The following is a 22,041-nucleotide window of genomic DNA, read 5'->3' as shown; positions in this document are numbered from 1 at the left end:
CGATGACCGGGCCCCTGCACCAGCGCGCGTTCGTCTTCGGCGGCTCCGAGGGGATCGGCCTCGCCGTCGCCGGACGGCTGGCCGCGGCCGGCACCGAGGTGGTGATCCTGTCCCGCTCGGAGGCCAAGCTCGGGGCGGCGCTCGCGCAGCTCGGCGACGACGCCCTCGCCCGCGCGGTCGACGTGACCGACGCCGAGGCGGTGCAGGGCGTCGTGGACGCGCTGGTGGCGGAGGTCGGCGTACCGGACCTCGTGGTGACCACCGCCGGCTACGCGCGGCCGGGGTGGCTGGAGGAGCTGCCGGCCGAGGACGTGGCCGGGATGGTCGCGACCAACCTGGTCGGCACCATCAACGTCGCCCGCGCGGTGCTCCCGCACCTGCGCCGGGCCGGCGGCGGGACGGTCGTGACGACGTCGTCGATGGCCGGACTGGCGGGGGTCTTCGGCTACACGGTCTACAGCGCGACCAAGTTCGGCGTGGTCGGCTTCTCGGAGGCGTTGCGCCGCGAGGTCCGCCCGTACGGCGTCCGGGTGCTCGTGCTCTGCCCGCCCAACACGCTGACCCCCGGCTTCGACGAGGAGAACCGCCACAAGCCGGCCGAGGTCCTCGCCGCCGAGGAGAGCGTCAAGACGCTGACGCCCGACGAGGTGGCCGAGGCGCTGATGGGCGCGCTCGGTCGGCGGCGCGGCTTCCTCGTCGTACCGGGGCGCGACAGCCGGCTCGCCGCGGTCGCCATCCGGCACCTGCCGGCCGTGGTGGACCGGGCGCTGCGGCGGCCCTGAGCCTCAGCGCCGCTTGCGGTCGTGCACCTCGAGGAACTCGTGGATGTAGGCCCACGTGGTCTCCGGCGCCTTCGTGCCGGTGAGCACGCCGAGGTGGCCGCCGGGGGCGAGGGGGAGCCGGACGTCGGGGGAGCCGGTGACCAGGTCGCCGACATGGTGCGCGGCCGCGGCCGGGACGAGCACGTCGGTCTTGCCGGCGACGTTCATCACCGGGACCTTCACGGTCGCGAGGTCGACGAGCGCGTTGGGGCCCTGCACCTTGCCGGTGGCGAGCTCGTTGCGCAGCGCCATCCGCTGGTAGACCTGCAGCGTCGCCCGCCCGGGGTAGGCCAGCATGTTGTTCATGATGTGGTCGACGGCCTGCACCTGACCGAGGAACTCCCTGTCCTCGCGCCTGTTCCAGAGGGTGCGGGGCTTCTTCAGGTACGTCGGCAGGGCGGTCGCCTTGAACCCGATGCTGACCACCGGCGCGGGCACGGAGCCCGCAGCCTTGAGCGCTGAGCCGACCAGCCGTCCGCGGGTCACCTTCGCCACGGCCTGCACCGGCTTGAGGAGCGGCTGCTTGGACAGGTCGAACGGGCTCGCCACCATTGCGACGGACCGGACCGGCAGGTCCTGGTGGACGGCGACGGTGCCGAGCGAGAGCAGGCCCCCCATGCACCAGCCGACCAGGTGCACGTCGCGCCCGCCGGCGTCCTCGGAGACCTTGCGGATGGCCGGCGGCAGCACGTCGTTGATGAAGTGCTCGATGCCGACCTTGCGGTCCTCGCCCTTGAGCGGCCCGTAGTCGACGAGGTACGTCGGCCGGCCTCGGTCGACGAAGTCCTGGGCCAGCGATAGCCCCTGCCGCAGGTCGAAGCAGGACGCCTGCGAGCCGAGCGGCGGGACCAGCAGCACCGGGATGCCCTTGCTGCGCACGCCCTTCGCCTTGTCGTACCGATGGAGCTCGCGGGTCCGTCCGGTGTCGATGATCTCCGAGGGGGTGCGGGTCAGGTCGGCGATGCCGCCCTTGACCAGGAAGTCCCACAGGTTGACGACGGACTGCTTGCTGGGCGCCTTGGGAGCGGAAGGGGTGGCCACGGGCACAGTGTGGCCCACGTCACCCGGATCCGTCGGGACGTTCCACGGCCCGGTGGTTGAGGTGCGACGAGCGCTAGCGAGGAGCCTCGAAAGCCCCGGGCGACCGGGTGGTCGAGGAGGTTGCGCACCAACGTCGCGAGACGCCGAAAGTGCCAAACCTTCGCGCAATTCTCCGATCTGCGAAGCCTCAGGGGCGGCGGCAGATTATGCGCACCTGCGGGCCGTTTCGCAGGCGAACCATCGGATCCGATAGGTGCTGGGCGGACCTTAGTCGGGGTACAAGCAGATGAAAAGTAAAGAAAAACGCATTGCCATGACGCGGCGTCGCGAGAGGTCGTTTCATCAACGCAGTGGCTCGGGCTCACATCCTCTCCCGTTCAACTCTCTCTTCCGAAGAGGTAACGCCATGCGCCGAACCATCGACCGCCTCCAGGCGGCCCGCCGCGAGGACCGCGGCTTCACGCTCATCGAGCTCCTGATCGTCATCATCATCCTCGGCATCCTCGCCGCGGTCGTCGTCTTCTCCGTCCGGGGCATCTCGGACAACGGCGAGGAGGCGGCGTGCAAGACCGAGATCCGCACGGTTGAGACTGCCGTCGAGGCCGCATACGCCGAGAACGGCAGCTACCCGGGCACTGTCGGAGCCCTCGTGACGCAGGGCTTCCTGCGCGCGGCGCCGGACGGCACCGTGTCCTCGATCACCGGCGCCACCGCCATCACGGCCACGGGTGCCCTGAACCCGGCGCCGGCTGCCTGCTGACGATTCCAGCTCGCAACAGGAGGGCCGTCGCTCTGGCGGCGGCCCTCCTTCGGCATCCGTCCCGGCACGACCAGACCTGAGGGGCTCCACGTGTACCACCACCTGCACCGGATCGGTGATCGCATTGACCAGCTGCTCGGCGCCCTGTGGGAGGTACAGGGCACCGACCTGATGCTAACTGTCGGGATGCCGCCCATGCTCCGCGTCGACGGATCGCTCCGTCCGATCCCGGGCCAGCCGGCGCTCAGCGCCGAGGACACCGATGACCTGCTGGCCGAGGTGCTGACGCCGGAACAGGCGACGGCGTGGAGCGCCCAGCACGAGTACGACTTCTCCTTCTCCTGGCGCGAGCACGCTCGGATCCGCGGCAATGCCTTCACGCAGCGCAACCTGACCGCCGTCGCCCTGCGGATGATCCCGCGCCATGTCCCGACCGTCGACGAGCTCGGCCTTCCGGTGGCGCTGCGCGAGCTCTCCATGCGCCACCAGGGCCTGATCCTGATGACCGGGCCCACCGGCTCCGGCAAGTCGACCACCCTCGCCTCGCTGATCGACCTGATCAACTCGAACCGCGGCTGCCACATCATCACCGTCGAGGACCCGATCGAGTACGTCCACGACCACAAGATGGCGGCGGTCAACCAGCGTGAGGTCGGCACCGACACCGCGAGCTTCCGCGACGCGCTGCGCTCCGTGCTCCGCGAGGACCCCGACGTCCTGCTCGTCGGTGAGATGCGCGACCTGGAGTCGATCCAGTTCGCGCTCACCGTCGCCGAGACCGGCCACCTCGTGTTCGCGACGCTGCACACCAACGACACCGCCCAGTCGCTGGGCCGGATGATCGACGTCTTCCCGGCGGAGCAGCAGGCCCAGATCCGGGTCCAGCTCGCCGCCGCACTGAGCTGCGTCGTCTACCAGCGGCTGATCCCCAAGATCGGTGGCGGGATGACCGCGGCCTACGAGGTGCTCGTCGCCACGCCGGCCGTCCGCAACCTGATCAAGGAGGGCAAGACCCACCAGCTGCGCAACTGCCTGGTGACCGGTGCCCAGGACGGGATGATGACTCTTGAGCAGTCGCTGTCGCGCCTCGTCCAGGACGGCATCGTGACCGAGGAGGAGGCGGCCGCGCGCAGCCTCTACCCGAAGGACATCGAAGCGCGTCCGCGCTACTCGACGGTCCCCGCCGCAATGGGCTCCCGCTGAACGAGGACGGACGATGAGGCTCAAGGGACGCCACAGCAAGGTCGAGGCGCCGATCGCGGCACCCCGAACCGACGAGGACGACGAGCGGCTCGGTCGGATCCTGGTCAGCGCAGGCCGGGTGCAGCCCTACCAGCTCGACGCCGTTCGAGGGCAGGAGGGAGCACTCGCGACGAAGCTCATCGCGAGCGGCGCCATCACCGATGATGCGCTGGCGCGGGCGCTCTCCGAGCACCACCAGGTGCCGTTGGCGGACTTCCGCACCATCACACCGGCTGAGGAAGCCATCGCCTTGCTGACCCGGGAGCAGGCCACCACCCTGCAGGTGCTGCCGGTCGCCGTGGACGACGACGCAGTCACGGTCGCTGTGCTCGACCCGGCTCCGGAGCGGATCGCCGCCGTGGCATCGGTGCTCGAACGACCGGTCCGGGCGGCGGTCGCCACGGCGCGTGACCTCGAGCGGGGCCTTGCCACCTCGTACCGGGCCACCCACGAGGTCGGCGGCCAGATCACGGCCTTCGAGGCGCGCGACGCGCTGCGCAAGGACACCTTCGACCTGGACGGCGTCAACGTCAACGAGGACGCGCCGGTCGTGCGGGTCGTCCAGTCGATCATCACCCAGGCCATGCGCGACCGGGCCTCAGACATCCACGTCGAGCCGACGGGTGAGCGGGTCCGCGTGCGCTACCGGATCGACGGCGCCCTGACCGAGGTGCTCGACCTGCCCGGCTCCATCGGGCCGGCCATCGTCAGCCGCGTCAAGATCCTCGCCGACATGAACATCGTCGAGCGACGCCGGCCGCAGGACGGTCAGATCTCGATGGTCATCGAGGGTCGCGAGGTCGACATCCGGGTCTCGACGACCGCGGTCGTCGGCGGCGAGAAGATCGTCATGCGGGTGCTCGACAAGAGCCGGCCGCTCTTCGAGCTGGAGCAGCTCGGCATGCCGGCCGACACGGCGGAGCGCTACTCCGCGCTGATCCACAACCCGTTCGGCATGGTGATCTGTGCCGGCCCCACCGGTGGTGGCAAGACCACCACGCTCTACGCGTCGCTCGGCGAGCTGAACAGCCCCGAGAAGAACCTGATGACGATCGAGGACCCGGTCGAGTACACCTTCGACTCGATCAACCAGATCCAGATCAACGAGGCGGCCGGCATCACCTTCGCCGGTGGCCTCAAGTCCATCCTGCGCCAGGACCCGGACGTGATCCTCGTCGGCGAGATCCGTGACGTCGACACCGCCCGGATCGCCGTGCAGTCGGCGCTCACCGGTCACTTCGTGCTCTCGTCGCTGCACGCGACCGAGGCGGTCTCGGCCCTCTACCGACTCCTCGACATGGGCATCGAGGCCTTCCTCATCGCCTCGTCGGTGACGGCTGTCGTGGCCCAGCGCCTGGTTCGCCGCAGCTGTACGTCGTGTCTCGAGCCCTACCAGCCGTCGCCCGACGAGCTCGCCTTCCTCCAGCAGTACGGCGGGCAGGAGCCGATCGGCGGCTTCCAGCACGGCACCGGCTGCCACTTCTGCGCCCACACCGGCTACCTCGAGCGGATCGGTGTCTACGAGATGCTCGTGGTGACCGACGAGGTGCGCGAGCTGATCGTCGATCGCGCCCCCCACGACCAGATGCGCAAGCTCGCCCGCAGCCAGGGGATGCGCACCCTGCAGGAGCAGGCGGCACAGCTGGTCACCCACGGCACGACCACGGCCGCCGAGGTCATGCGCTCCATCTACGTGGCAGGAGTCTGAGCATGCCGAAGTTCGCCTATGTCGGAGTGGACCCGCAGGGCCAGAGCGTCAAGGGGACCCAGAAGGCCGCCAACCGCGGCGACGCCGAGGTCGCGCTCTACGAGCAGGAGCTGCGCGACCTGCGGGTGCATGAGAAGACGAGCATCCTGCAGTACGAGATCTCGGGACCGCGGATCAAGCGCGAGCACGTGATGCACCTGTCCCGCCAGATCGCGGCGTTCCTGCGCGCGGGCCTGCCGATCCTGGATGCGGTGCACTCGATCGGTGCCGAGAGCGAGAACTCCTCGGTGCGGCGGATGATGCACGACATCGAGGACGGGCTGCGCACCGGCGAGCGCTTCTCGGACACCCTGGAGCGCTACCCGAGGGTGTTCCCGGAGTTCTACCGCGGCATCGTGCGCTCGGCCGAGCTGACCGGCGAGCTGGACACGGTCCTGTCCCGCCTCGCGGTCTACATCGAGCGCGACCTCGAGGCGCGGCGCAAGATCAAGTCGGCCATGATCTATCCGATCGCCGTCGCGATCATGTCGGTGGCGACGGTGCTCGTGCTCGCGCTCTACGTGCTGCCGAAGTTCGTCGACTTCTTCGACTCGCTGGACGCCGAGCTCCCGCTGCCCACCCGGATGTTGCTCGGATTCACTGGTTTCCTGGGCGACTGGTGGTGGGCGATCCTGATCGGTATCGCCACGGTCTCCCTGCTCTTCTTCATCTCCCAGCGCTTCGAGCGCGGGAAGTACGTCTTCCACGCCTTCCTGCTGAAGGTCCCCGTCCTGGGCGAGACCATCCAGTACGCCCTCGTCGAACGCTTCTGTCGCGTGATGGCCTCGATGGTCAGCGCGGGAGTCAACCTGCCCGAGGCCATCCGGGTCGCGACGGACTCGCTGCGCAACCGGGTCTTCATGAAGCGTCTCAACGGCGTGACGGAGCAGATGCTCGAGGGGCAGGGCATCGCCGGCCCGCTGGCGCGGACGCAACTCTTCCCGGGAACCGCCACTGCCATGTTGCGCGTCGGCGAGGAGACGGGGTCGATGGACACCCAGCTCGAGGTGACGGCGGAGTACTACGAGGACGAGCTCGACTACAAGATCAAGAAGCTCACCGCGCTCTTCGAGCCGATCGTGATCGTGATCATGGGTGGCATCGTCGGCTTCGTCGCGGTCGCCCTGGTGTCTGCGATGTACGGGATCTTCCAACAGGTCGAGCTCTGATGCAGTGGCTCGCGCGCCGGCGTACAGCGTCCACCTCTGATGCGGGTGTGACGCTCATCGAGACGCTCGTCGCGCTGTCGATCCTGGCCATCGCCGGGGTAGCGATCATGGCCGGCCTCCAGCTGGCGGTGAAGAGCTCCGACATCCACCGCAAGCAGTCCACCGGCGGCTCCGCGGTACGCACGTACGCGGAGGCGATCGAGAAGTATCTCGACGCCGATGGCAACTATGTCCCGTGCGCTGGTGCGGGCGCCTATGCGCCGGCGACGGTGGGCTACGCCGTCCCCTCGGGCTACACGGCCTCGGCGTCAGCCGCGCAACCGCTCGACGGCAACGGCTCGGTGATCACGACCGGCTCCTGCCCGTCGAGGGACAAGGGCGTCCAGCGCCTGACCCTCACGGTTGCGAGCTCGGACAGCAGGGCGACAGAGCGCTTGACGATCGTTGTGCGGCGCTCGTGTGGGACGGGGACGGCATGTCCCTGAATGCGGATCGCCGCGACCTGCGCGATGACAGCGGCTTCACCCTGATGGAGCTGATGATGACGGTGACGATCATCGGCTTCGTGATCGCGGGACTCACCGGGATCGTCATCAGCTACTTCAAGACGACCGTGGACACCCAGGCGCGGCTCACCGAGTCGCACGACGTGCAGTTCGTGGCGGCGTACTGGCAGCGGGACGTGGCGAGCATCGGTGTCCGCTCCTTCGACGCCGGCACCAAGACGTTCCCGCTGCAGCAGTCGGTCGACGTGACGCCTGCGTGTGCGCTCCCGTCGGGCACGGTCGTGGCCACCCTCGCGTGGAGCGAGTACACCTCGCTCGACTCGACCGCCACGCCCGCTCGCGTGACGGTGAGCTATGTGGCCCAGGCCGACGGCACCGGCTATGACCTGGTCCGCCGCCGGTGCAGCGGCGCGACCGTTGACTCCACCGTCGAGGTGGCCCACAGCCTCAACGCACTGCCGACCAAGACGTGCGACGTCGCCTGCACCGGCTCCGGCGCCAACGTGCCCTCCGTGGTCAACCTCAACCTGTCCGTGCTGGACCCCGAGGGCAACGGTACGACCGCCTACACCGCCACGCTCTCTGGCGAACGGAGACAGTCATGAACTTCCGCCTGCGGCGCCGCCGCTCCGACGAGGGCGCCATCCTCATCATCGCGATCTTCGTCGTCGCCGTGGTGGCCGTGGTGACGGGCGCCGTGCTGACGCGGGGGGACGGAAGCCTCCGCGCCACCGTCGCGCTGCGCGACGTCGCCCGCTCGTCGTACGCCGCCGACGCCGCCGCGCAGGTGGCGATCAACGGTCTCCGGACCGGCTACAGCGTGGGCTCGGGCAGCAGTGCACAGGTGCCGAAGTGGTACTACACCAATGTCGCGGGCACGGGCTGCTTCGGCTACGACGGCAGCGGCTCCTCGACCACCCCGAAGGACACCCTCGTCCTCGACGGCCTGATCCCCAAGCAGACGGGAGAGACCCAGAGCGCCATGTCGGCAGCCGTGGTCTGCGAACCCGAGGAGGCCACAGGCGCACAGGGATCGGCCGTACCGATCAACAGCAGCAACAAGCCCGGCTACGCGATCGTCGCCCTCGGCGACCGGACGACGAAGACCGGCGGGAACATCTCGGCCTCGCAGACCCTCAACGTCCACGGCGGCGTCTATGCCAACGGCAACATCTCCGGCCCCGTCGCCCTGGACGCCGGCGACGTGAAGGCCACGGGGACCTGTTCGGCGACGACCGTGGTCGCGCCCTCCACCAAACGATGCTCGGACTCGCCCCCCGCTGCGGCCGCGCTGAACGACCCGAACTACAACCACGAACTGGGCTCGACCGTGCCCGCGCTGCAGCAGCCGCCGACGTCCTGCACGGGCGGCGTGGCCGAGTTCGCGCCGGGCTACTACGACAGCGCGCAGGCACTGAACACCGCCATGGGCCTGTGCCGGGTGATGTGGTTCAAGCCGGGCAACTACTACTTCGACTTCCACGACGAGACCTGCGCCAACGTCTGCCCGGACAACCTCTACGCCGGCACCACCAATGTCTGGACGATCCCGCGTGGCACCGACGTCGTCGGGGGGACGCCCACCAACCCGACGACTGGCGCAGTCCTCTCGCGGCCTCCCTCGCCGCTCCCGGCGAACGGCAACGGGCTGATCCCGGGCAACTGCCAGAGCCCGATCACGAACATCAACGCCCAGGGCGTCCAGTTCGTCTTCGGCGGCAACAGCAGGCTGTTCCTGGACGGCAACGGCAGCAGCGGTGCCCGGATGGAGCTCTGTGCGACCTATCACGCCAACCGTCCACCCATCGAGCTCTACGGACTCAAGACCGGCAGCACCCCCACCTCGGCCCAGGCGAACGGACTGCTTCCCAGCGGCAGCGTGACCACGACCCAGCCGCAGGGAACGTGGACGAACGCCACTGCTGCGGCGGTGAGCGCCGACGGCGGCGCCGAGGCGACCTGGACCACCACCGGCAACGGGACCAAGAACGGCACGATCACGGTGCCCGGTTTCACCCCGGTCCAGAATGTCCCGGCCGGCGCCATCCTGACGGGTGCCTCGTTGCGCGTGAAGCACAAGGACGTCGCCAACGCGAGCACGGTGACCGTCCAGGTGACCGGCGCGCCCGCCGCGACGGGCACGTTCAACGTCCCCGTGCGCAACACGACGAGTGGTGTCGACACCGTCAACCTCGCGACCGCGGACCCGACCCAGTTCCAGGCGCTGCAGAAGCAGGTGCACGACTACGGCTACTCCGGCGCGCGGCTGGTGTACGCGGTCAAGGTGACCACCAACGGAAACAACACCGTCACGCTGGACTCCTTGGCGCTCGACCTGACCTACTACGTCCCGGTCCTGCGCGGTGAGCAGGGCACCTGCATCGAGACCGGCACGAGCTGCCCCATCCTCGGCACCGACCCGAGCGGCAACAACAAGATCAACATGTACCTCCAGGGGACCACCTACGTTCCCTACGGCCACATGAGCATCGTGCTCAGCAACTTCAGCGCCGAGGTGGCCAAGTTCGGCGTCGTCACGCGATCGGTGTCGTTCAGCGTCAACACGGGAAACCCGCGCTACACCGGCCCGGTGTTCGAGATCCCTGACGACTCGCCCGGCTTCGGGTTCGAGCGGACACTCGTGCGCCTCAAGGTCTACCTTTGCCCCGGCGTCACGTCCGGGTGCACGCCCGGTGGCGGGGAGCTGGCTTTGGAGTCGCGCGTGGAGCTGTTCGACGAGGGTGGCACCCCAGGACCTCCGAACCGTGAAGTGACCGTGCTGAACTGGAGCCACACCCGCTGACCGAGCAGGACTTCCTCGACATCGCGATCCCGGCGATCGCCGGCCTCCTCGGGCTGGCCATCGGGTCGTTCCTCAACGTCGTCGCGCACCGGGTGCCGGCGGGGGAGTCCGTGGTGCACCCGCCCTCCGCGTGCCCGAAGTGCGGGCACGCCATCCGGACACGGCACAACGTCCCCGTGCTCGGGTGGCTGGTGCTGCGGGGGAAGTGCTTCGACTGCGGTGAACCGATCAGTCCGCGGTACCCGCTCGTCGAGGCGGGGACGGGGGTGGCGTTCGCGCTGGTGGCGCTCCGGCTCGGGGCGGACGAGGCGGGGCTACGGCTGCTGCCGGCGTACCTCGCCTTCGCCGGGATCGGGATCGCGCTCGCGCTGATCGACTTCGACGTGAAGCGGCTGCCGGACGTGATCGTGCTGCCGTCGTACCCGGTCCTGGCGGCGCTGCTGCTGATCGGCGGGGACGGAGACGCGCTGCTGCGGGCGCTGGTCGGCGCCGCGGTCCTGGGGGCGTTCTACTTCATCGTGTGGTTCGTCGCGCCCGGCGGGATGGGGTTCGGGGACGTGAAGCTGGCCGGGCTGGTCGGTGGGATGACCGCGTACCTGACCTGGGGGACCTTCCTCGTCGGCGCGTTCATGGGCTTCCTGCTCGGGGCCGTCGCCGGCGTGCTGCTGATGGTCGGCGGGAAGGCGGGGCGCAAGACGGCGGTGCCGTTCGGGCCGTTCATGATCCTGGGCGCGTGGACGGCGATCCTGGGCGCGGGCGAGCTGGGGAACTACTACCTGGAGCTGATCGGGGTGTGAGGGTGCCGGGGGTCTCGTGACGGTTGCTGCGCAACCTCCTCGACCACCGGCGGTGCTGCGCAACCTCCTCGACCACCGGCGGTGCTGCGCAACCTCCTCGACCACCGGCGGTGCTGCGCAACCTCCTCGACCACCGGCGGTGCTGCGCAACCTCCTCGACCACCGGACTCACAGGAACGCGCGGACCCCGTCCACGGCCGAGGAGATGCGGTCCGCTGCGGACGAGGAGACCTCGCCCTTCTCCTGGCCCTCTGCCAGCTTCCGGGCGATCTCGTCGAGAGGCTTGGCGAGCGTGTCGTCCTCGTCGTCGCCGCCCTTGCCCCCTTTGCCGGGCTTGCCGGGCTTGCCGGGCTTGTCGTCCTCGAGCGCCTTCTGCAGGTCCTCGACGCGCTTGGTGAGGTCGTCGGCGGTCTTGCCCTCGAGCCCGCCCGACCGGGCCTCCTGGGCGACGACGTCGCGGAGGGCGGCGACGGCGTCGGCGAGGGTCGAGGGTTCCGCGGCACCGTCCGTGGTCGCAGGGGGCGCCGTGCCGGGATCGTCCGTCGTCGGAGTCGGCGTCGCGGTCGAGCGCTCGCTGGTGCTCGCCGAAGCGTCCGGCGGCGGGGCGTCGTCGTCCTGCGCGAGGACCGCGATGACCACCACGAGGACGACGACGGCAGCGAGCGCCGCGGCGGCGAGCATGCCGACGGGCAGGCGCCGCCGGGTCGTGGGTGGTGGCGGGGGAGGTGGCGGCAGCACGGCCGTGGTGGACGGGGACGGAGCGGCGTCCGGCAGCACTGCGGTGGCGCCGGGTGAGGGCGGACCACCGCGCTGCAGGGCGGCGACGCCGGCCGCACGTCGTACCGGGTCCTTCGCGAGCAGGTCGTCGACGGCGGCGTCCAGCCAGGCGGGTACGCCGTCGCGCCGGTCGCTCACGCGGGGCGGGGCCTCGTCGAGGTGCTGGCGCAGCACGGCCATCGGGTGCTCGGCCGTGAACGGCGGCTCCCCGGTCAGGAGCGTCATCAGGGTGCAGCCCAGGGCGTAGTGGTCGCTCGCCGGGGTGGCGGCGTCGCCACGGGCCTGCTCGGGGGAGAGGTACGACGCACTCCCGACCACCATGCCCGTGGCCGTCAGCCGGGTGCCGGTCGCCTCGGTCAGGCGGGCGATCCCGAAGTCCACCAGGCGCACCCGTCCCCGCGCGTCGAGGACCAGGTTGCCGGGCTTGACGTCGCGGTGGAGGACTCCCACCCGGTGGGCGGCCTCGAGACCCGTGGCCGCCTGCGCGGCGAGGTCGGCGGCCCGCTCCGGCGCGAGCGGTCCCTCCTCCCGGACCAGCGTCGCCAGCGTCGGGCCGGGCAGCAGCTCCATGACGAGGAAGGCGCGGTCGCCGTCGGTGCCCGCGTCGTAGACGCCCACGACGTGCGGGTGGTTGAGGGACGCGGCCGTGCGTGCCTCCTGCTGGAAGCGCGCCGTCTCGGCGTCGTCGGCTCCGGCGAGCGAGACCACCTTGACCGCGACGTCGCGCTGGAGCGCGGTGTCGCGGGCCTGCCACACCTCGCCGCTCGCACCACGCCCGATCGGGCTCCGCAGCTCGTAACGGCCGGCCAGCAGGTCACCCGGAGACATGGCGCCATGATGCCCGTTCGGCGCCGACGGCCCGCGCACCGGACCAGTGCCGGGCGGGGCTCAGCGCAGCGGGCGGTCGTCGTGGTGGACGACGCGCTCGCGACGCCACGGCGGTGCGACGACCAGGGACAGCACGATGGCGAGCGCACCGGCGACGATCAGGATCGTGCCCAGCAGGTCGTCGTTGACGTAGTCGATGTCGACGGTGATCACGTCCAGGGCGAGGATCAGGCCGAGGACGAGGAGGACGATTCCGAGTCCGATGTACATGCCCGCTCGGTGCCCCGGGGCAGCCACCGCATACCCGTGCGCCGAGAGGGCGTCTCCTGGCGGTTGCTGCGCTACCTCCTCGACACCGGGCGGGCGGGATCAGAGCGTCAGCGCCACCAGCAGCCCGAGCATCAGCAGGATGCCGAGGAAGAGGTGCAGCCCCGACGCCTCGGCGTCGACGGGCCGGCGGCCGGCTGCGCGGCGGCCCGGGGGCTGGGCGAGTGACATGGCGGGCTCCTCAGCGCAGCGGACGGTCGTCGTACTCGTGGACCACGCGGTCGCGTCGCCACGGCGGAGCCATGAAGAGCGACAGCACGATCGCGAGCACGCCGGCGACGATGAGGATCGTGCCGAGCGCGCCGTCATCGACGAACTGCAGGTCCACTGTGATGACGTCCAGGGCGAGGATGAGGCCCAGGACGAGGAGAACGATTCCGAGTCCGATGTACATGGCGCTGTCAGTGCCCGGCGACGACCGGGCCAGACCCATCGGATCGCAGGACGGATGGAGGCGCCGTGCGCGACCTCCGCGATCACCGGGGTGCCGCGGCGGAGCAGCCGCCCCACTCGACGCGGGCTGCTCCGCCGCGGTCGTCCCGGTGCGCCCGGCCCTTCGGGCTCAGCGCTGCGTGAAGCAGACGAGGCAGGTGTGCGGCTCGTGCTGGATGTGGCTGGCGTGCAGGCGGTCCGCCCGGCCGAGCAGCTCGTCGAGGGCTCGCTCGGAGGCGGCGATCTCGAGGATCGTCTCCTCCAGCTCCGCGGGGATCCGCGGACCGGCCGGCGCGGTGGCCGCGCCGAGCGTGACGTCAGTGTCGACGACGGTGGCTTCGAGAGCGCTCATGGGTTCCTCCCTGAACTCCTGACACATGACCGAGACCCTTCTTCACGAGGATCAGGGGTCGCTCACCGCCGTAGCAATGGGTGCGCGTCAGGTCAGGTCGAAGGATTCGGGCGGATGACCCGTCGTGACTACCCACCCGGGACGACCGTCTCGGATCCTCTCCGCGACGACCATCGGATCCGCTACTGCAGCGCCGCGGTCAGCCGCATCACGTTGTCGACGTACTTCGTCCGGCGCGGGCGCTGCTGCCACTCGGGGAGGGCCAGCTCCGTCGACAGGGCCCGGTAGTGGTCCTGCACCTCGCGCAGCCGCTCGACGACGGCGGGGTCGGGGAGCATCAGCGAGATCTCGTAGTTGAGGCCGAACGAGCGCATGTCCATGTTGCTCGAGCCGATCACCGCGACGTCGTCGTCGATCGTGAAGTGCTTCGCGTGGAGGATGAACGGCGCGGGGTAGCGGAAGATCCGGACGCCGGCCTCGAGCAGCGCGCGGTAGTACGACGCCTGTGCGTGGCCGACCATGAACTGGTCGGAGACCTCGCTGACGAAGAGCTCGACCTCGATGCCGCGCTCGGCCGCGGTGGTGACGGCGTAGAGGAGCGACTCGTCGGGCACGAAGTACGGCGAGGTCAGGGAGATCCGCTGGGTCGCGGCGTAGATCAGCGACGTGAACATGCGCAGGTTGTTCTCCGCGACGATGCCCGGGCCGCTGGGGACCACCTGGCAGGGGACGTCGAGCACCTCGTCGGGGCGGACGTCGGGCTGGCCGAAGACGGGCACCAGCTCCACGACCTCGCCCGTCTCGACGTACCAGTCCGAGGCGAAGACGGCGTTGAGGCCGCCGACGACCGGGCCCTCCAGGCGCACCATCAGCTCGACCCACTCGCGGCCCAGCCGGTGGTTCCTCGGATTGTTGTAGCCGGGCTCGGTGAGGTTGAGCGAGCCGGTGAAGCCGACGGTGCCGTCGACGACGAGGATCTTGCGGTGGTTGCGCAGGTCCGGGCGCCGGAACCGCCCCTGCAACGGCTTGATCGGCAGCATCGGGTGCCACTCGATCGACGTGCCCCGCAGCCGCTTCAGCATCCGGCGGTAGCCCTTGAGGCGGCGCGAGCCGAGGTGGTCGAAGAGCAGGCGTACGTCGACGCCGCGGCTCGTCGCGCGCACCAGCGCCTGGAAGAGCGGGTCGGTCACCTCGTCCCACGCGGTGATGTAGAACTCCACGTGCACGTGGCTGCGCGCCCGCTCGACCTCGCGGGCCATCTCCTCGATCACGCCCGCGTAGTCCGGCCACAACTGGACCTCGTTGCCTCCGGTGAGGGGGAGCGCCCCGAGGTGGTGGTTGAGGTCGGCGACCCGCGCTATCGGCGCCGGGAGCACGGTGCTGTCGAAGGACAGCGGCAGCTCGTCGGCACGCTCGCGGATCGCCGCGATCGCCGCCTTCTGGCGGGTGATCCGCCGGTTGCCGAGGCGGGTGCGGCCGAGCAGCAGGAAGATCGAGAACCCGATGATCGGCTCGATCATGATCAGCAGCAGCCAGGCCATTCCCGTCGAGGGCTTCCGGTTGCCCGGGATGATCCCGAGCGCGACGAAGCGCAGCACGATGTCGAGGCCGAGGACGATCCAGCCGAGCGTCGACGTCGGCACGGGGAAATTCATGGATGAACAGTAGGGCGGGCGTTCGTCACAGGCGCACAACCGACGCGTCGGTTGTTGTCGCGTCGGGCCGGTCCGGACGGGGCGCCCGCGTCCCTACGGTGGCGCGACAGCTCGCACGCCACCCTGGAGGAAGCCATGTCCGCACCCGTCGCCATCGTCACCGGATCCGCGAAGGGCATCGGCCTGAGCACGGCCCGCGAGCTCGCCTCCCGGGGCTACCAGCTCGTGGTCTCCGACCTCGACGCCTCGGCCGCCGAGGTCGCGGCGAAGGAGATCGACGGCGCGATCGCCGTACCCTGCGACGTCCGTGACGAGGACCAGGTCCGGGCGCTGGTCGCGGCCACGACCGACCACCACGGGCGCCTCGACCTGATGGTCCCCAACGCCGGCATCGGCATCGTCGCGCCGATCCTCGACACCGACCTCGCCCAGTGGCGCGAGGTCACGTCGGTCAACCTCGACGGCGTCTTCCTCAGCCTGCGCTGGGCGGCGCCCGCCATCATCGCCTCCGGCGGCGGCTCGATCGTCTCCATCGCCTCGGTGAGCGGTACGACCGGCACGCCCCTCATCGCGTCGTACGCCGCTGCCAAGGCCGCGGTCATCAACCTCACCAAGACCGCGGCGATGGAGCTGCGCGACCACGGCGTCCGGGTCAACGCCGTCGCACCGGGCTTCATCGGCACCGACCTGGTCAACGACGCGGCGCCCGAGTTCGAGCGCCTGCTCGGCCTTCCCGAGGGCGGCTTCGGTCCGGTGATCGAGGCCAAGCAGGGGCGCTTCGGCGACCCGGAGGACGTGGCGCGGGCGGTGGCCTTCCTCGCGGACGCGCAGCAGTCGTGGGTGACCGGGTCGATCCTCACCCTCGACGGCGGGATCACGTCGTCGCTGATCTGATCGCGCCGACGGCTCCTCGACCAGCGGTGCGGGTCAGCCGACCGAGCGGCCGATGCCCTGCGCGGCGACCTGGAGCGCGGCGACGAGGCGGGTGCGGTCGCGCTTGAGCGAGGGCACCACGATGCCGAGGGCTCCGATGACCCGGTCGCCTGCGCTGATCGGCACCGCGACGGAGCAGGCGCCCAGCGTCATCTCCTCGACGGTGGTCGCGTAGCCGTCGTGGCGGATCCGCTCCAGCTGCTCACGCATCCGCCCCGGCTGCGTGATCGTGTACGGCGTCACGCGGGCCAGCCGCGCGAGGGCGGCCTCGACGACGTCCTCCGGTGCGTGGGCCAGGAGCACCTTCCCGACACCGGTCGCGTGGAGGGGGAGCCGGGAGCCGACGGTGCTCACGACGGGCACCGACGCGCGACCGGACAACCGCTCCAGGTAGAGCACCTCGGTCCCCTCGCGGACGGCGAGGTGCACCGTAGCGCGGGTGGCGGCGTGCAGGTCGTTCATGAACGGCGCCGCGATCTCGCGCAGCCCCGTCTCGACGGGGGCGAGCAGGCCCGTCTGCCACAGGCGTCGCGCGACGACGTACTCGCCGGTGGGGCGGCGCACCAGCGCGCCGCCGGCCACCAGCTCGCCGACCAGGCGGTGCGCGGTGGGGACGGGCAGGTCGGCGCGCCGGGCGAGCTCGGAGAGGGTGAGCCGGCGGTGCGCGTCGTCGAACGCGAAGAGCAGCGCGAGCGCCCGGGAGACGACGGTCGCGCCGGGGACGGAGGTGTTGCCGGCCATGAGTACCTTTCGCTGAGTGGAATGACTCTATCGCCCGGGGCGCGGCGCGGGCCTAGCGTGTGACCGTGCTCACCACCACGTCCACCAGCACCGCCCCGGCCCTCGTGCCGCAGGAGCAGGTCACGGCCGAGATCACCGAGGCCCACGCCGCGACGCCGCCGGGTGCCGCGCAGCCGCGGATCGACTTCCCGCCGTACCGCAGCTCGGTCCTGCGCCATCCCACCAAGGACCTGCGCCACGCCGACCCGGAGGGCATCGAGCTGGTCGCGCCGGTCTTCGGCCACTCCGACGTCGACCCCGTCGAGGCGGACCTCACGATCCAGCACGGCGGCGACCCGATCGGCGAGCGGATGGTCGTGACCGGGCGCGTGCTCGACGGCGACGGGCGGCCGGTGCGCCACCAGCTCGTGGAGATCTGGCAGGCCAACGCGGGCGGGCGCTACATCCACAAGCGCGACCAGCACCCTGCTGCGATCGACCCGAACTTCACCGGCGTCGGCCGCTGCCTGACCGACGCCGACGGGAACTACCGGTTCACGACGATCAAGCCCGGCCCGTACCCGTGGCGCAACCACCACAACGCCTGGCGGCCCGCGCACATCCACTTCTCGCTGTTCGGCACGGAGTTCACGCAGCGGCTGGTGACGCAGATGTACTTCCCGGGCGACCCGCTCTTCGCGCTCGACCCGATCTACCAGTCGATCACCGAGCAGTCCGCGCGCGACCGGCTCGTCGCGACCTACGACCACGACGTCACCACGCACGAGTGGGCGACCGGCTACCGCTGGGACATCGTCCTCACCGGCACGCACGCGACCCCGCTCGAGGCCACCTTCGACGACCAGGACGGGGAGGACCACCGATGACCGCCACGCTGGAGCCGACGCCCGGCCAGACCGTCGGCCCGTTCTTCCACTACGCCCTGCCGTACGACGGCGGCGCGCACCTGGTCCCGCCCGGCACGCCGGGCGCGGTCCGCCTCCACGGCACCGTGTACGACGGCGCCGGGGTCCCGGTCCCCGACGCGCTCCTCGAGATCCGCCAGGCCGACGCCGCCGGCGCGACCCCGCGGGTCGAGGGCTCCCTCGCCCGCGACGGCCGGTTCACCGGCTGGGGGCGGGCGGCGACCGACGCCGGCGGGCGGTACGCCTTCACGACGGTCGCACCCGGGGGAGTGCGGGGCGGTGCCGCCTTCTTCGCGGTCACCGTCTTCGCCCGCGGCCTGCTCGACCGGCTCTTCACGCGCGCCTACCTGCCGGGGGAGAGCGACGCCTTCCTCGCCGGGCTCGCCCCGGAGGACGCCGCCACGCTGCAGGTGGTCCGCGACGAGGCCGGCGACCTGCGCTTCGACGTCCACCTGCAGGGCGAGCGCGAGACGGTCTTCCTCGCCTACCCGCGGCACCGGGCCTGACATGGCCGGCGTGCTGCGCCCCGGCTCCCACCGGGCCACCGACGTCGCCGACGACGGGGCCGTCGTGGCGGCGATGCTGTGCGTCGAGGTCGCGTGGGCGAAGGCGCTCGTCGCGACCGGCGTCGCGACCGAGGCCGAGGCGGCGAAGGTCGCGGAGGCCGCGGCCGGGCTGGACGTCGACCTCGACGCGCTGGCGGTCGCCGCGGAGGCCGCGGGCAACCCGGTGGTGCCGCTGGTCGGCCTGCTGCGCGAGGCCGCCGGCGACGCGGCCGGTGCCGTGCATCGCGGCCTGACCAGCCAGGACGTCCTCGACAGTGCGCTCGTGCTGCTGGCGCGCGACGCCGTCGTACGGCTGCGGTCGCACCTGGTCGCGACCGGCGACGCGCTCGCGTCGCTCGCCCGGACCCACCGTGACGACGTCGCCGTCGCACGCACCCTCACGCAGTGGGCGGTGCCGACGACCTTCGGCCTCCGGGCCGCGCAGTGGCTGGCCGGCGTCGACGACGCGGTCGCCCGCCTCGACGCGCTCTCCTTCCCGGTCCAGTACGGCGGCGCCGCGGGTACCCGCGCGCTGCTCGCCGAGCTCGCCGGACCCGGCGCGGACGCCGCGGCCCCGGCCCTCGCGGCCGCGCTCGGCCTGGCCGACGCGCTGCCCTGGCACACCCGCCGGGGAGCCGTGACGGCGATCGCCGATGCGCTGGTCGCCGCGACCGACGCGCTCGGTGTGCTCGCCGCCGACGTCCTCCTGCTCGGACGGCCCGAGGTCGCCGAGGTCCGCGAGAGCCTGGCCGAGGGGCGCGGTGGCTCGTCCACGATGCCGCACAAGCAGAACCCCGTCCTGTCCGTGCTCGTCAACGCCGCCGCCCAGCAGGCGCCGGGCCTCGCCGCCCAGCTCCACCTCGCCGCGGCCGGCGCCGTGGACGAGCGGCCGGACGGCGCCTGGCACGCCGAGTGGCCGGCGTTCGCGCGACTGCTCGAGCTCGCCGTCACCGCCGGCAGCCAGGCCGCCGAGCTGGTCGCCGGCCTGCAGGTCGACACCTCAGCCATGGCGGCGCGCGTCGCCGTCGCGACGGACGCCGGTGCCCTCGACGCCCGGGGCGCGACCGGCGAGGCCGGCCGGCTCGTCGACCTCGCGGTCGCGCGGTGGGAGGGCCGTCATGCCTGAGCTCGCCCTCACCCAGCTCGCCGGCGACGACGACGCTCCCCGCGTGCTCGTCGTCGGACCGTCGCTCGGCACCGGTGCCGCCGACCTCTGGCAGTCCTGCGCGGCGTCGCTGCCGGCTGACCTCCAGGTCGTCGGCTGGGACCTGCCCGGCCACGGTGCCTCCCGCCCGACGGCGGCGGCCTTCACGATCGACGACCTCGCCTCCGCCGTGCGCGACGGCGCCTCCCGGGTGGCCGCCGGCCGCCCGGCCGCCTACGCCGGGGTGTCGCTCGGCGGCGCCGTCGGCTTCGCCCTCGCGGCCGACCCGGGCCCGTTCGGCGCCGTCGTCACCCTCGCCTCCGCACGCGTCATCGGTACGCCGGAAGGCTGGCACGACCGGGCCGCCTTCGTCCGCAAGGCCGGCACCTCCGCCATGGTGGCCGGCTCCTCGGAGCGCTGGTTCGCGCCCGGCTTCCTCGACCGCTCGCCGTCCGCCGGCGGTGCGCTGCTGATGGCGCTGCGCGAGGTCGACGACGAGTCCTACGCGCTCGCCTGCGAGGCGCTGGCCCGGTACGACGCCCGCGACCGCGCATCCGTCGTACCCCTGCTCGTGGCGGGTGGGTCCGCCGACACCGTGGTCACGCCCGACCAGGTCGACGTCGTGCTCGACGGCGTCGGCCACCTGCCCCCGATCGAGGACCCGGCCGCGACGGCCGCGCTGGTCCTGAGCCACCTCGAGGAGAACCTGTGAGCGACCCCTACGTCGACCCCCACGACGCCGGCATGCGGGTGCGCCGCGAGGTGCTCGGCGACGCGCACGTCGACCGCGCCGAGGCGGCGAAGACCGCCTTCACCGAGGACTTCCAGGCGCTCATCACCCGCTTCGCGTGGGGGAGTGTGTGGACCCGTCCCGGCCTCGACCGCCGGTCGCGCTCGGTCGCCGTACTGACCGCGATGATCGCGCTCGGCCACTGGGACGAGTTCGCGATGCACGTGCGGGCCGCCCGCACCAACGGGCTCACCGACGACGAGATCGCCGAGGTGATCCTGCAGGCCGGCATCTACTGCGGCGTCCCGGCCGCCAACCACGCCTTCGCCGTCGCGAAGCAGGTCCTCGAAGGACTCGACAGCACAGGGGAGCAGCAGTGAACCGCACGACCACCGAGGTCGCCATCGTCGGCGCCGGCCCCGCCGGCCTGATGCTCGCGCACCTGCTCCAGCGGGCCGGGATCGACTCGGTCGCGATCGACATCCGCACCCGCGAGGAGATCGAGAACACCCACCGCGCCGGGATCCTGGAGCAGGACAGCGTCCGGCTGCTCGTCGATTCGGGCGTCTCCGACCGCGTGCACCGCGACGGCTACCGCCACGACGGGATCGAGCTCGCCTTCGGCGGCGCCGGGCACCGGATCGACTTCCAGGGACTGGTGGGCGCGAGCACCCAGCTCTACCCGCAGACCGACGTCTTCATCGACCTCGCCGACGCCCGGGTCAGGGACGGGGGAGACGTCCGCTTCGGCGTACGCGACGTCTCGGTCGCCGACCTCACCACCGACCGCCCGGTGATGAGGTTCACCGATGCGGAGGGCGTCGCGCACGAGGTCGCGGCGAAGGTCCTCGTCGGCTCGGACGGCTCGCGCAGCATCTGCCGCCATGAGTTCCCGGAGGCGCTGCGCCGGCAGTTCTTCCGCGAGTACCCCTTCGCCTGGTTCGGCATCCTCTGCGAGGCCCCGCCCAGCAGCGAGGAGCTGATCTACAGCCACTCCGACCGCGGGTTCGCGCTGATCAGCCAGCGCACCGAGTCGCTGCAGCGGATGTACTTCCAGTGCGACCCCCGCGAGGACGTCGCCGACTGGTCCGACGACCGGATCTGGGAGGAGCTGCAGTCCCGCGTCGGCGCGAACGGCTACGTGCTCAAGGAGGGCGCGATCACCTCGAGGACGGTGCTGCCCTTCCGCAGCTTCGTCCAGGAGCCGCTGCGCCACGGCAACCTCGTGCTCGCCGGCGACGCCGCGCACACCGTCCCGCCGACCGGCGCCAAGGGCCTCAACCTGGCGCTCGCCGACGTCCGGGTGCTGGCCGAGGAGCTCGAGCGCCACCTGCGCTCCGGCGCCGCGGACGCGCTGGACTCCTACGCCGAGCGGGCGCTGCAGCGGGTGTGGCGGGCCCAGCACTTCTCGTACTGGATGACCACGCTGCTGCACCGCCTGCCCGACGCCAGCGACTTCGACGTACGACGCCAGGTCGGCGAGCTCACGTCGATCGTCTCGTCCACGGCCGGCTCGACGTACCTCGCGGAGGGCTACACCGGCTGGCCGTCCTGACGTCGGGACGGGAACGCGCAGCCTGCGGGCACCCCGAGCCGTCGCAGCACGACCGCCGCCGGGCAGAAGCCGGTGAGACTCGACTGGAGGAGGTTCACGCCGACGAAGGCCGTCAGCAGCAGCCACCACGGGGAGACCAGGGCGGCGAGCGCCGCGCTGAGCAGCACCAGCGAGCCCGCGAGCGCGAGCACCAAGCGGTCGACGTTCATCGCCACCACCGCTTCGGCTTCT

At 71.4% G+C, this 22,041-nt stretch carries 25 protein-coding genes; 16 read left to right on the top strand and 9 right to left on the bottom strand.

Annotated features, from left to right (window positions below; all coding sequences use genetic code 11):
* The first annotated feature begins 2 nt into the window (after positions 1–2).
* Complete coding sequence (locus AC2YHB_RS17050) at positions 3–782, top strand: SDR family oxidoreductase (RefSeq protein WP_179650499.1); 780 nt, start codon at positions 3–5, stop codon at positions 780–782.
* Between the two features lie 3 nt (positions 783–785).
* Here AC2YHB_RS17050 and AC2YHB_RS17045 read toward each other — a convergent pair whose 3' ends face one another.
* Entirely contained in the window at positions 786–1,862 is a 1,077-nt protein-coding gene (locus tag AC2YHB_RS17045; protein ID WP_487354333.1) for an alpha/beta fold hydrolase, read from the bottom strand.
* 406 nt (positions 1,863–2,268) lie between these two features.
* Here AC2YHB_RS17045 and AC2YHB_RS17040 point away from each other — a divergent pair, with 406 nt between their 5' ends.
* From AC2YHB_RS17040 to AC2YHB_RS17005, 8 genes are all read left to right on the top strand, one after another.
* Complete coding sequence (locus AC2YHB_RS17040) at positions 2,269–2,622, top strand: prepilin-type N-terminal cleavage/methylation domain-containing protein (protein WP_179650502.1); 354 nt, start codon at positions 2,269–2,271, stop codon at positions 2,620–2,622.
* A gap of 90 nt (positions 2,623–2,712) precedes the next feature.
* Complete coding sequence (locus tag AC2YHB_RS17035) at positions 2,713–3,825, top strand: type IV pilus twitching motility protein PilT (RefSeq protein WP_487354332.1); 1,113 nt, start codon at positions 2,713–2,715, stop codon at positions 3,823–3,825.
* Positions 3,826–3,838: 13 nt separating this feature from the next.
* Positions 3,839–5,572: a GspE/PulE family protein gene (locus tag AC2YHB_RS17030; RefSeq protein WP_487354331.1), complete on the top strand. Its 1,734-nt coding sequence runs from the start codon at positions 3,839–3,841 to the stop codon at positions 5,570–5,572.
* A gap of 2 nt (positions 5,573–5,574) precedes the next feature.
* On the top strand, positions 5,575–6,780 hold the full coding sequence (locus tag AC2YHB_RS17025; RefSeq protein ID WP_179650505.1) for a type II secretion system F family protein: 1,206 nt from the start codon (positions 5,575–5,577) through the stop codon (positions 6,778–6,780).
* Between the two features lie 47 nt (positions 6,781–6,827).
* The gene (locus AC2YHB_RS17020) at positions 6,828–7,265 is read left to right on the top strand and encodes a type II secretion system protein (RefSeq protein ID WP_179650506.1); all 438 of its coding nucleotides are present in this window, start codon (positions 6,828–6,830) and stop codon (positions 7,263–7,265) included.
* Complete coding sequence (locus tag AC2YHB_RS17015; RefSeq protein WP_487354330.1) at positions 7,256–7,891, top strand: PulJ/GspJ family protein; 636 nt, start codon at positions 7,256–7,258, stop codon at positions 7,889–7,891. The genes AC2YHB_RS17020 and AC2YHB_RS17015 overlap by 10 nt, the downstream gene beginning before the upstream one ends.
* The gene (locus AC2YHB_RS17010) at positions 7,888–10,089 is read left to right on the top strand and encodes a hypothetical protein (protein WP_179650508.1); all 2,202 of its coding nucleotides are present in this window, start codon (positions 7,888–7,890) and stop codon (positions 10,087–10,089) included. The genes AC2YHB_RS17015 and AC2YHB_RS17010 overlap by 4 nt, the downstream gene beginning before the upstream one ends.
* Positions 10,071–10,886 carry a prepilin peptidase gene (locus tag AC2YHB_RS17005; RefSeq protein WP_487354345.1) on the top strand — a complete coding sequence of 272 codons (816 nt, stop codon included), beginning with the start codon at positions 10,071–10,073 and terminating at the stop codon, positions 10,884–10,886. Before AC2YHB_RS17010 ends, AC2YHB_RS17005 begins: the two co-directional genes overlap by 19 nt.
* Positions 10,887–11,054: 168 nt before the next feature.
* On the opposite strand, the gene AC2YHB_RS17000 is transcribed toward AC2YHB_RS17005, so the two are convergent.
* The 6 genes from AC2YHB_RS17000 to cls form a co-directional block, all read right to left on the bottom strand.
* Positions 11,055–12,491, bottom strand: coding sequence for a serine/threonine-protein kinase (locus AC2YHB_RS17000; protein WP_179650509.1), 1,437 nt, complete (start codon positions 12,489–12,491; stop codon positions 11,055–11,057).
* A gap of 60 nt (positions 12,492–12,551) precedes the next feature.
* Positions 12,552–12,761 (bottom strand): DUF6458 family protein, encoded by a 210-nt coding sequence (locus AC2YHB_RS16995; protein ID WP_036541940.1) that lies wholly within the window; start codon positions 12,759–12,761, stop codon positions 12,552–12,554.
* 99 nt (positions 12,762–12,860) lie between these two features.
* Complete coding sequence (locus tag AC2YHB_RS16990) at positions 12,861–12,989, bottom strand: hypothetical protein (RefSeq protein WP_257026918.1); 129 nt, start codon at positions 12,987–12,989, stop codon at positions 12,861–12,863.
* Positions 12,990–12,999: 10 nt separating this feature from the next.
* Positions 13,000–13,212, bottom strand: a complete 213-nt coding sequence (locus tag AC2YHB_RS16985) for a DUF6458 family protein (protein WP_036541942.1) — start codon at positions 13,210–13,212, stop codon at positions 13,000–13,002.
* 168 nt (positions 13,213–13,380) lie between these two features.
* Positions 13,381–13,602 carry a hypothetical protein gene (locus tag AC2YHB_RS16980; protein ID WP_487354329.1) on the bottom strand — a complete coding sequence of 74 codons (222 nt, stop codon included), beginning with the start codon at positions 13,600–13,602 and terminating at the stop codon, positions 13,381–13,383.
* A gap of 182 nt (positions 13,603–13,784) precedes the next feature.
* Positions 13,785–15,257, bottom strand: coding sequence for a cardiolipin synthase (gene cls / locus AC2YHB_RS16975; RefSeq protein WP_487354328.1), 1,473 nt, complete (start codon positions 15,255–15,257; stop codon positions 13,785–13,787).
* 135 nt (positions 15,258–15,392) lie between these two features.
* Here cls and AC2YHB_RS16970 point away from each other — a divergent pair, with 135 nt between their 5' ends.
* Complete coding sequence (locus AC2YHB_RS16970) at positions 15,393–16,151, top strand: glucose 1-dehydrogenase (RefSeq protein ID WP_036541947.1); 759 nt, start codon at positions 15,393–15,395, stop codon at positions 16,149–16,151.
* Positions 16,152–16,184: 33 nt separating this feature from the next.
* Here the strand turns inward: AC2YHB_RS16970 and AC2YHB_RS16965 are convergent, their stop codons facing one another.
* The gene (locus AC2YHB_RS16965; protein WP_036541949.1) at positions 16,185–16,931 is read right to left on the bottom strand and encodes an IclR family transcriptional regulator; all 747 of its coding nucleotides are present in this window, start codon (positions 16,929–16,931) and stop codon (positions 16,185–16,187) included.
* A 65-nt stretch (positions 16,932–16,996) separates the two neighbouring features.
* On the opposite strand from AC2YHB_RS16965, the gene pcaH reads away from it, so the two are divergent.
* The 6 genes from pcaH to AC2YHB_RS16935 are packed head-to-tail and all read left to right on the top strand — an operon-like array spanning position 16,997 to position 21,810.
* Entirely contained in the window at positions 16,997–17,797 is an 801-nt protein-coding gene (pcaH, locus tag AC2YHB_RS16960) for a protocatechuate 3,4-dioxygenase subunit beta (RefSeq protein ID WP_308645626.1), read from the top strand.
* On the top strand, positions 17,794–18,342 hold the full coding sequence (pcaG, locus tag AC2YHB_RS16955; protein WP_036541950.1) for a protocatechuate 3,4-dioxygenase subunit alpha: 549 nt from the start codon (positions 17,794–17,796) through the stop codon (positions 18,340–18,342). The genes pcaH and pcaG overlap by 4 nt, the downstream gene beginning before the upstream one ends.
* A gap of 1 nt (position 18,343) precedes the next feature.
* A complete protein-coding gene (locus AC2YHB_RS16950) occupies positions 18,344–19,507 on the top strand; it encodes a lyase family protein (RefSeq protein WP_179650516.1) in 1,164 nt (387 codons plus the stop codon).
* On the top strand, positions 19,500–20,237 hold the full coding sequence (locus AC2YHB_RS16945) for an alpha/beta fold hydrolase (protein ID WP_179650518.1): 738 nt from the start codon (positions 19,500–19,502) through the stop codon (positions 20,235–20,237). The genes AC2YHB_RS16950 and AC2YHB_RS16945 overlap by 8 nt, the downstream gene beginning before the upstream one ends.
* Positions 20,234–20,635, top strand: coding sequence for a 4-carboxymuconolactone decarboxylase (pcaC, locus tag AC2YHB_RS16940; protein WP_036541954.1), 402 nt, complete (start codon positions 20,234–20,236; stop codon positions 20,633–20,635). Before AC2YHB_RS16945 ends, pcaC begins: the two co-directional genes overlap by 4 nt.
* The gene (locus AC2YHB_RS16935; RefSeq protein WP_036541956.1) at positions 20,632–21,810 is read left to right on the top strand and encodes a 4-hydroxybenzoate 3-monooxygenase; all 1,179 of its coding nucleotides are present in this window, start codon (positions 20,632–20,634) and stop codon (positions 21,808–21,810) included. The genes pcaC and AC2YHB_RS16935 overlap by 4 nt, the downstream gene beginning before the upstream one ends.
* Here the strand turns inward: AC2YHB_RS16935 and AC2YHB_RS16930 are convergent.
* Positions 21,789–22,019 carry a YgaP family membrane protein gene (locus tag AC2YHB_RS16930; protein ID WP_179650520.1) on the bottom strand — a complete coding sequence of 77 codons (231 nt, stop codon included), beginning with the start codon at positions 22,017–22,019 and terminating at the stop codon, positions 21,789–21,791. The genes AC2YHB_RS16935 and AC2YHB_RS16930 overlap by 22 nt on opposite strands.
* Between the last annotated feature and the right edge of the window lie 22 nt (positions 22,020–22,041).

It is taken from the genome of Nocardioides sp. SRI_004 (assembly GCF_057586415.1).
The sequence above is the reverse complement of the archived record's forward strand: the minus strand, read 5'-3'. Positions and strand labels throughout refer to the sequence as shown.

What these genes read in the sequence shown, in the direction of transcription:
- AC2YHB_RS16980 (WP_487354329.1), bottom strand. Translation starts at nt 13,602, where the DNA reads ATGAGCGCTCTCGAAGCCACCGTCGTCGACACTGACGTCACGCTCGGC.
- AC2YHB_RS17040 (WP_179650502.1), top strand. Translation starts at nt 2,269, where the DNA reads ATGCGCCGAACCATCGACCGCCTCCAGGCGGCCCGCCGCGAGGACCGC.
- AC2YHB_RS16965 (WP_036541949.1), bottom strand. Translation starts at nt 16,931, where the DNA reads ATGGCCGGCAACACCTCCGTCCCCGGCGCGACCGTCGTCTCCCGGGCG.
- AC2YHB_RS17050 (WP_179650499.1), top strand. Translation starts at nt 3, where the DNA reads ATGACCGGGCCCCTGCACCAGCGCGCGTTCGTCTTCGGCGGCTCCGAG.
- AC2YHB_RS16950 (WP_179650516.1), top strand. Translation starts at nt 18,344, where the DNA reads ATGGCCGGCGTGCTGCGCCCCGGCTCCCACCGGGCCACCGACGTCGCC.
- AC2YHB_RS17010 (WP_179650508.1), top strand. Translation starts at nt 7,888, where the DNA reads ATGAACTTCCGCCTGCGGCGCCGCCGCTCCGACGAGGGCGCCATCCTC.
- AC2YHB_RS16945 (WP_179650518.1), top strand. Translation starts at nt 19,500, where the DNA reads ATGCCTGAGCTCGCCCTCACCCAGCTCGCCGGCGACGACGACGCTCCC.
- AC2YHB_RS16990 (WP_257026918.1), bottom strand. Translation starts at nt 12,989, where the DNA reads ATGTCACTCGCCCAGCCCCCGGGCCGCCGCGCAGCCGGCCGCCGGCCC.
- AC2YHB_RS17025 (WP_179650505.1), top strand. Translation starts at nt 5,575, where the DNA reads ATGCCGAAGTTCGCCTATGTCGGAGTGGACCCGCAGGGCCAGAGCGTC.
- AC2YHB_RS17030 (WP_487354331.1), top strand. Translation starts at nt 3,839, where the DNA reads ATGAGGCTCAAGGGACGCCACAGCAAGGTCGAGGCGCCGATCGCGGCA.
- AC2YHB_RS16970 (WP_036541947.1), top strand. Translation starts at nt 15,393, where the DNA reads ATGTCCGCACCCGTCGCCATCGTCACCGGATCCGCGAAGGGCATCGGC.
- AC2YHB_RS16985 (WP_036541942.1), bottom strand. Translation starts at nt 13,212, where the DNA reads ATGTACATCGGACTCGGAATCGTTCTCCTCGTCCTGGGCCTCATCCTC.
- pcaG (WP_036541950.1), top strand. Translation starts at nt 17,794, where the DNA reads ATGACCGCCACGCTGGAGCCGACGCCCGGCCAGACCGTCGGCCCGTTC.
- AC2YHB_RS16995 (WP_036541940.1), bottom strand. Translation starts at nt 12,761, where the DNA reads ATGTACATCGGACTCGGAATCGTCCTCCTCGTCCTCGGCCTGATCCTC.
- AC2YHB_RS17015 (WP_487354330.1), top strand. Translation starts at nt 7,256, where the DNA reads ATGTCCCTGAATGCGGATCGCCGCGACCTGCGCGATGACAGCGGCTTC.
- AC2YHB_RS17000 (WP_179650509.1), bottom strand. Translation starts at nt 12,491, where the DNA reads ATGTCTCCGGGTGACCTGCTGGCCGGCCGTTACGAGCTGCGGAGCCCG.
- AC2YHB_RS16930 (WP_179650520.1), bottom strand. Translation starts at nt 22,019, where the DNA reads ATGAACGTCGACCGCTTGGTGCTCGCGCTCGCGGGCTCGCTGGTGCTG.
- cls (WP_487354328.1), bottom strand. Translation starts at nt 15,257, where the DNA reads ATGAATTTCCCCGTGCCGACGTCGACGCTCGGCTGGATCGTCCTCGGC.